Below are 7,136 nucleotides of genomic sequence, written 5' to 3'. Positions count from 1 at the left end.
GCCGGCCGGCCATCCCAGCGAGCCCCGGCCATGAACTGGCACCTGTACGGCACCTTCCTCGTCACCGCGCTGATTCTCGGGGTCACCCCCGGGCCGGTGAACATCCTGGCGCTGTCGCATGCGCTGGCGCTGGGCTGGGTCCGCACCGTGACCACGATCATCGGGGCGACGCTGGCCATCGCCATCCAGGCGGCACTGGCCGTGGTCGGCATCGGCTCGTTCCTGGCGCTGCTGGGCGGCTGGTTCGACCTGCTGCGCTGGGCCGGCGCCGCCTATCTCGTCTATCTCGGCATCCAGCAATGGCGCGCCCGCGGCGGCATCGCCATCGAGGCGGGCGCTGTGATCCCGGTCGGCGCCCGGTTCTGGAAGGGCTTCCTGATCTCGGCCACCAACCCGAAGACGCTGCTGTTCTTCCCGGCCTTCTTCCCGCAATTCATCGATGCCGGGCTGCCGGCGACGCCGCAATTGTCCTTGCTCGCCGCCAGCTTCACCGCGATCAGCTTCATCGGCATCCTGACCAACGCGGTCGCCGCCCACGCCCTGCGCCGCTGGCTGCAGCAGCCCGGCCGGGCCAGGCTGTGCAACCGCCTGTTCGGCGGCGCCCTGGTCGGCATGGGCGCGACCATGCTCCAAGGCTGATCGGGCGCCGGCCCCGCGAGAGGCCGGCGTGCCGGATCAGTTCCCGACCGGCCGGGCGTCGGAGACGAAGGGCCGGTACTGGAACAGCCAGGTCTCGGATGCCACCTGGTCGCCGGCCTTGAGGTACAGGCGCATCTCGACCGGGTCGTCGCCGTCGACCTGCAGGTCGAACTGGATCCGCCAATGGCCCGGCACGTCGTCCGGCACCGCTTCCATCAGGGTGTAGGTCGAGAAGGTGCCGCGCGAGGCCCACAGCACCGGCTCCGGCTTCACGCCGAACGGCAGGTTGGTCAGCGGCCCGCCGAGGAATTCGACCATGAACTTCCGCACCCCGTCCGGGCGCGGCTGGCCGGGCTGGCCGCCGCGGCCCAGCCGGGTGGCGACGACGCGGGCCAGCGGCGTCGGATAGGGCTCGTCCGCCAGCCAGTGCAGGCGATAGGCGAAGGGTAGTTCGTCGCCGGCCTTGGTCGGCGCCTCGGGGTGCCAGTAGGCGACGATGTTGTCGTGGATCTCGTCGTCGGTCGGCAGCTCGACCAGTTGGACCTGCCCCTTGCCCCAGTCGCCCAGCGGCTCGACCCAGGCCGAGGGGCGAAGGTGATAGCGCACCCCGTCCTCGTAATGGTCGAAGTTGCGGTCGCGCTGCAGCAGGCCGAAGCCCTTCGGCGCCTGGTCGGAGAAGCTGGAGACCACGATCCGCGCCGGGTTGTTCAGCGGCCGCCAGATGTGCTCGCCGCTGCCGGTCCACATCGCCAGCCCGTCGCTGTCATGCACCTCGGGCCGCCAGTCGATCGCGGTCTTCTTCACCGTCTCGGAATACCAGTACATCGAGGTCAGCGGCGCGACGCCGAGGCGGTCGACCGGCTGGCGCAGGAACAGCGTGGTGTCGATGTCCATCACCACGCCGGCGGTGCGCCGCATCAGGAAGCGGTAGGCGCCGCTGAGGCTGGGCCCGCTGAGCAGGGCGTAGACCGTCACCGCATCGGCGTCGGACTGGGCCGGCTCGAACCAGTAGGCGATGAAGTCCGGAAACTCCTCCGGCCCGCCGGAGCCCGGGGTGATGGTGATGCCGCGGGCCGACAGCCCGACCTGGCCGAGCTCGCCCTTGGCCCGGAAATAGGACGCGCCGAGGAAGGCGACCCAGGGCTCCTCGGTCTTCCAGTCGGCCTTGCCGTCCTTGGCCTCCTGGATCCAGAAGCCGGCGAAGGCCGAGGGCTCGGGCGCCAGCTTGGCGGCCGGGCTGTCCGGGCCGACGGTGAAATACTGCGGGTCGTACTGGATCTCGCGCGCCGTGCCGGCGGCGGGGTCGACCGCATGCATCTTCACGGTCTTCGGGAAGAACCGGCCGACATGCTGGAAGGTGACGGGATAGGCGCCGGGCTGGCCGTCGCCGTACAGCGCATCTTCCGGCTTGTACTTCAGCTTGCCATGGGCGTCGTAGTCGATCGATTCCACGATCGCCGGATCCGGCCGCGGCGGCTGCTGGTAGGGCGCGCTGGCCAGCTCCCGCGCCCTGCTCTTCAGCCAGTCATAGGAGAACGGGCTGGCGTCGCCATAGCGCAGCCCGGGCGGCGGCGCGGCCAAAGCGGAGCGGCCGGCGAGCACCGAGCCCCCGAACATCTGGGTGGCAATGGCAACCTTCAGCAAGGACCGGCGATCGAGCATCGTCTCCGTCTCTTTCCCTGGATGAGACATCGCGGCCGCACCGCCCCCCGTCGCTGCCCGCAGCCCCCGAAAGGGCGCCGGCCGCCGCGGGGCGCCGTCCGGCCGCTTCGCGAGGCCGCGACCATAGCAATCCCGCGCCGCGGATTCCACCGGTCCGCCGCGGTATCGTTACCATCCGATGGCGCGGCCACACCGTCGCACCTCGCAGGCATCGCTTGACCGCGAGAGAAGCGGCGCCTTTTCTGCCGCGATCCCATCCCGGCGCGATCCCACCCAGGAGCAAATCATGGCCGACACCATCACCCTGACCTCGAAGATCGACGGCTTCGCCTTCAGTGCCCTGCATGCACAGCCGCACGGCCGCCGCAAGGGCGGCATCGTCGTGGTGCAGGAGATCTTCGGCATCGACCAGTATGTCGTCGCCGATGTCGAGCGCTGGGCGGCGCTGGGCTTCGAGGTCATCGCCCCCTCGATGTTCGATCGCCAGGAGTTCGGCTTTGTCGCCGAGCATGACTCGGCCGGCTTCGAGGCGGGCCGTACCTATGCCGGTGCCAATGGCGCGGAGAATCCGGTGTCCGATGTCCAGGCCTGCATCGATGCGCTGAAGGACAAGGGTCCGGTGTTCCTGACCGGCTATTGCTATGGCGGCACCATCGCCTGGCGCTCGGCGGCCCAGGCGAAGGACCTGGCCGCGGCCGCCTGCTATTACGGCGGCGGCATCGCGGCGATCGCCGACCTGGAGCTCAATTGCCCGGTGATCTGCCATTTCGGCCGCAAGGATGGCCATATCCCGGCCGACGAGACCGCCGCCACGATCAAGGCCGCCCATCCTGATGTGCCGGTCTACATCTATGAGCAGTCCGGCCACGGCTTCAACAATGACGGCCGCCCCGACTCCGACCTCGAGGACGCGCAATTGTCCCGCCAGCGCACCCTGGCCCTGTTCCAGACCAACGGCGCCACCAAGTAGCTCTACGAACGGTCTCACCGGCCGGGTAGCCTTGCCCGGCCGGTCCGGCCTATCCTGCCGGCCGACCCCGCCCCCCGAACTCCGACCGCAGCAGAAGCCGACGCCATGGACAGCCGCCTGGACCGCATGATCGCCCGCATGATCACCCAGCGCCGGGCGCTGGAGCTGGCGGTGGGCGAGATCGGCGGGTTGCAGGGCCCGGTGCTGGAGATCGGCCTGGGCAAGGGCCGCACCTTCAGCCATCTGCGCAAGCTGTTCCCGGACCGGCGGATCATCGCCTTCGACCGCGACCTGCACGCGCCGGCGGATGCCGCGCCGACCGGCGCCGACCTGGTGCTGGGCGATTTCCGCGAGACCCTTACAAGCCTGTCCGACACGGCACCGGCGGCGCTGGCCCATGCCGATTTCGGCAGCGAGAACCGCAGCCGCGACGCGGCCCAGGCCGACTGGCTGGCCGGGCTGATCGACCGGCGGATGGCGCCGGGCGGCCTGGTCGTCAGCGACCGGGCGATGCGGTCCGACCGCTGGACCGCCCTGCCCTTCGACGCGCCGGACTGGCCGTATTTCGTGTGGCGGGTGGGCTAGCGACCGCCCGGAAATGCGCTGGCGCGGCCGTCTGGCGGCGGCTTCTCCGCTTCCGGTGCTCACGGACGACCATGTCCACTGCGCGCCGGTTCTCGCAGCCACCACCAGCCGACTCACGCCAGCGCATTTCCGAACGGTCTCTGATCCGCTCCGCTTCGCATCCGCGGCATCCTCCCGCACTGCAACACACCCATGCCGGATCGGGGGTGGTTCCGGCGCCGCGCCTGCTATCTTGTATACGGAATGCACGGGTCACCCGAGCAAGATGTGAGTTGGTGATGAGCAAGGCACGCCGGGCTAAGCCCGACTGGTTCATGATTGCGCTGCCCCTGACCGCCATCGCGGCGTGTCTGTGGCCCACACCGGGCGTCACGGGTGGCCCGTTGCACTGGGACTGGATCTCGACCTACGGCGTCTGCCTGGTCTTCTTCCTGTACGGCCTGACGCTGGCGCCGGAGAAGATGAAGGCCGGGGCGTCGAACTGGCGGCTGCACCTCGTCGCCACCGCCGGCACCTTCGTGCTGTTCCCGTTGCTGGTGCTGGGCGCCGGCGCCCTGGCGGGGGACCACGTCGAACCCGGGCTGCTGCTGGGCTTCTTCTTCCTCGCCGCCCTGCCCTCGACCATCTCCTCCTCGGTGGCGATGACCTCGCTGGCGCGCGGCAACCTGTCGGCGGCGATCTTCAACGCCACCTTCTCCAGCCTGATCGGCGTGCTGATCACGCCGCTGATGATGGCCTGGTACACGCACAGCCAGGGCACGCCGATGCAGCTGGGCCCGGTGCTGCTGAACGTCGTGCTGCTGGTGGTGGTGCCGATCGTGCTGGGCCAGCTGGTGCGGCCGCTGCTCGCCGGCTGGGCCACGCGGCACCATGCCCGGATCAAGATGGCGGACCGCGCCATCATCCTGGCAATCGTCTACGGCTCCTTCGCCGATTCCATGGCGTCCGGCATCTGGTCGCAGCAGGACCCGATCGTGCTGGTCGAGATCGCCGGCGGCGTGATCCTGCTGTTCGGCATCGCCTTCAGCATCATGTGGAGCGTCTGCCGCCTGGTCGGCTTCGACCTGCCCGACACCATCGCCGCCACCTTCTGCGGCTCGAAGAAGTCGCTGGCAACCGGCGTGCCGATGGCCCGGCTGATGTTCGGCACCACGCCGCAGCTCGGCCTGGTGCTGGCGCCGGTCATGGTGTTCCACTTCTTCCAGCTGATGGCGGTCAGCGTCATCGCCGGCCGCCTCGCCCGCCGCCCGATGACGGATGCCGAGGTGCATGAGGCCCAGACGTCCAAGGCAGAGAAACCGGCGCGCGGCCAGACCGCGAAGGCTGCCTGACACCCGGCTTCATAGGACTTGTTGCCCTTCCTCCTTCATGTCAGCCTCTCCGGCATTGCCTGACATGAAGGGGATATTATGGCCCAGTTCGACCGCCGCAGATTTCTGATTGCTGCCGGTGCCGCCGCCGCGAGCGCCGCATGGCTGCGGCCCGGCCTGGCCGCCGCCGCGACCATCACGCCCGGCGATGCCGACGTGCTGCTGGTCATCGACGTCCAGAACTGCTTCCTGCCCGGCGGCAGCCTGGCGGTCACCGACGGCGACAAGATCGTGCCGGTCATCAATGCCCTGGCGACGCGCTTCCACAACATCGTGGTGACCCAGGACTGGCACACGCCGGGCCACATCTCCTTCGCCTCGGCCCATCCCGGCGCCAAGCCCTTCGACACGATCAAGCTGCCCTATGGCGACCAGGTGCTGTGGCCCGACCACTGCGTCCAGGGCACGGCGGGCGCGGATCTGTCGGCCGGCCTGAAGCTGCCGACGGCGGAGTTGGTGATCCGCAAGGGCTACCACCCCTCGGTCGACAGCTATTCCGCCTTCGACGAGGCGGACGGCACGCCGACCGGCCTGGCCGGATACCTGAAGGAACGCGGCATCCACCGCGTCTTCGCCGTCGGCGTCGCCACCGATTTCTGCGTCGGCTTCAGCGCCATCGATGCCCGCAAGGCAGGGTTCGAGGCCTTCGTCGTCGACGATGCCTGCCGCGGCATCGACACCGAGGGCTCTCTGGCCAAGGCCTGGACCGCGATGACCGCCGCCGGGGTGCAGAAGATCGTCTCGGCCGATATCGCGTGAGGCGACGGCCTCCCTCTCCTGTCATTGCCGGGCTTGACCCGGCAATCCAGAGGATGTCGACAGACTCTGGATGCCCGGATCAAGTCCGGGCATGACAGCGGAGGGAATGGCCGAACAGCGCTTCAGATCCCCTTCACCAGCCCGCCATCGACCAGCAGGTTCTGGCCGGTGATGTAGCCGGCGTCGTCGGACAGCAGGAAGGCGGTGGTGCCCGCGATCTCCTCTACCGTGCCGAAGCGGCGGGTCGGGATCTGGGCGATCAGCTCGGGCGTCTCGGGGTAGCTGTCGATGAAGCCGGGCAGCACGCTGTTCATGCGGATGCCGGCCGTGGCGTAGCGGTCGGCATAGAGCTTGGTGAAGGCCGACAGCCCCGCCCGCAGCACCGAGGAGATCGGGAAGGCCGCGCCGGGCTGGTTCGCGCCGAAGGCGGAGATGTTGACGATGGCGCCCTTGCCCGCCTTCTCCATCGCCGGCGTCACCAGCCGCGCCAGCCGCACGACATTGAGCAGCACCGTGTCGAGGCCGAGATGCCAGTCATCGTCCGGGATCGCCAGGATGTCGCCCTTCGGCGGATGGCCGGTGTTGTTCACCACCGCATCGATCCGGCCGTAGCGGTCGAGCGTGGCGTCGACCAGGCGCTGCAGATCCGCCGGCACGGTGACCGAGCCGCGCACGGCGAGGCCGTCGACTTCGCTCGCCACGGCGTCCACCGCGTCGGAGGTGGCGAACAGCGCCAGCCTGTAGCCGCGCTGCGCCAGTTCGCGGGCGATCGCGGCGCCCATGCCCCGGCTGGCGGCGGTGACGATGGCCACCCGTTCGGACGTGCTCATAAAGGGTCTCCCTTTGCGTTGCCCTTGACAGATGCGCCCGCAGGGCGGAGGAGACAAACGGGAAGTTCTTCATCCTGGCTGTAGGAAAACTTCATGCTGGTCGACGGGTTGCCGCCGCTGAACGCCCTGCGCGCCTTCCGCGCCGCGGCCCGGCACCTCAGCTTCCGGGCCGCGGCCGAGGCACTGAATGTGACCCAAAGCGCCGTGGCGCAGCAGGTGCGCGGGCTGGAGCAGGCACTGGGCGCCCGGCTGTTCGAGCGCCAGGCCCGCGGCCTCGCCCTGACCGCGGCCGGTGAAGCCCTGCTACAGCCGGTCGAACAG

General features: G+C 69.4%; 8 protein-coding genes. 6 read left to right on the top strand and 2 right to left on the bottom strand.

The window, feature by feature from the left end; genetic code table 11:
- On the top strand, positions 1-639 hold a 639-nt coding region (locus AC3XYG_RS22180), incomplete at its 5' end, for a LysE family translocator (RefSeq protein WP_489142039.1).
- A 36-nt stretch (positions 640-675) separates the two neighbouring features.
- Here the strand turns inward: AC3XYG_RS22180 and AC3XYG_RS22175 are convergent.
- Complete coding sequence (locus AC3XYG_RS22175) at positions 676-2,301, bottom strand: OpgD/OpgG family glucan biosynthesis protein (RefSeq protein ID WP_489142038.1); 1,626 nt, start codon at positions 2,299-2,301, stop codon at positions 676-678.
- Positions 2,302-2,587: 286 nt separating this feature from the next.
- On the opposite strand from AC3XYG_RS22175, the gene AC3XYG_RS22170 reads away from it, so the two are divergent.
- The 4 genes from AC3XYG_RS22170 to AC3XYG_RS22155 all read left to right on the top strand — a co-directional run bounded on the left by AC3XYG_RS22170 (position 2,588) and on the right by AC3XYG_RS22155 (position 5,985).
- Positions 2,588-3,271 (top strand): dienelactone hydrolase family protein, encoded by a 684-nt coding sequence (locus tag AC3XYG_RS22170; RefSeq protein ID WP_489142037.1) that lies wholly within the window; start codon positions 2,588-2,590, stop codon positions 3,269-3,271.
- Between the two features lie 105 nt (positions 3,272-3,376).
- Positions 3,377-3,856, top strand: a complete 480-nt coding sequence (locus AC3XYG_RS22165) for a class I SAM-dependent methyltransferase (protein ID WP_489142036.1) — start codon at positions 3,377-3,379, stop codon at positions 3,854-3,856.
- 278 nt (positions 3,857-4,134) lie between these two features.
- On the top strand, positions 4,135-5,187 hold the full coding sequence (locus tag AC3XYG_RS22160) for a bile acid:sodium symporter family protein (RefSeq protein WP_489142035.1): 1,053 nt from the start codon (positions 4,135-4,137) through the stop codon (positions 5,185-5,187).
- Positions 5,188-5,265: 78 nt separating this feature from the next.
- On the top strand, positions 5,266-5,985 hold the full coding sequence (locus AC3XYG_RS22155; RefSeq protein WP_489142034.1) for a nicotinamidase: 720 nt from the start codon (positions 5,266-5,268) through the stop codon (positions 5,983-5,985).
- 122 nt (positions 5,986-6,107) lie between these two features.
- Here AC3XYG_RS22155 and AC3XYG_RS22150 read toward each other — a convergent pair whose 3' ends face one another.
- Complete coding sequence (locus AC3XYG_RS22150; RefSeq protein ID WP_489142033.1) at positions 6,108-6,815, bottom strand: SDR family oxidoreductase; 708 nt, start codon at positions 6,813-6,815, stop codon at positions 6,108-6,110.
- 93 nt (positions 6,816-6,908) lie between these two features.
- Here AC3XYG_RS22150 and AC3XYG_RS22145 point away from each other — a divergent pair.
- Positions 6,909-7,136 (top strand): LysR family transcriptional regulator (locus AC3XYG_RS22145; RefSeq protein ID WP_489142032.1); only part of this gene is annotated, 228 nt, incomplete at its 3' end.

The organism is Inquilinus sp. (assembly GCF_057815775.1).
Note: the sequence above shows the minus strand (reverse complement) of the source record. Positions and strands in the feature narration are given on the sequence as shown.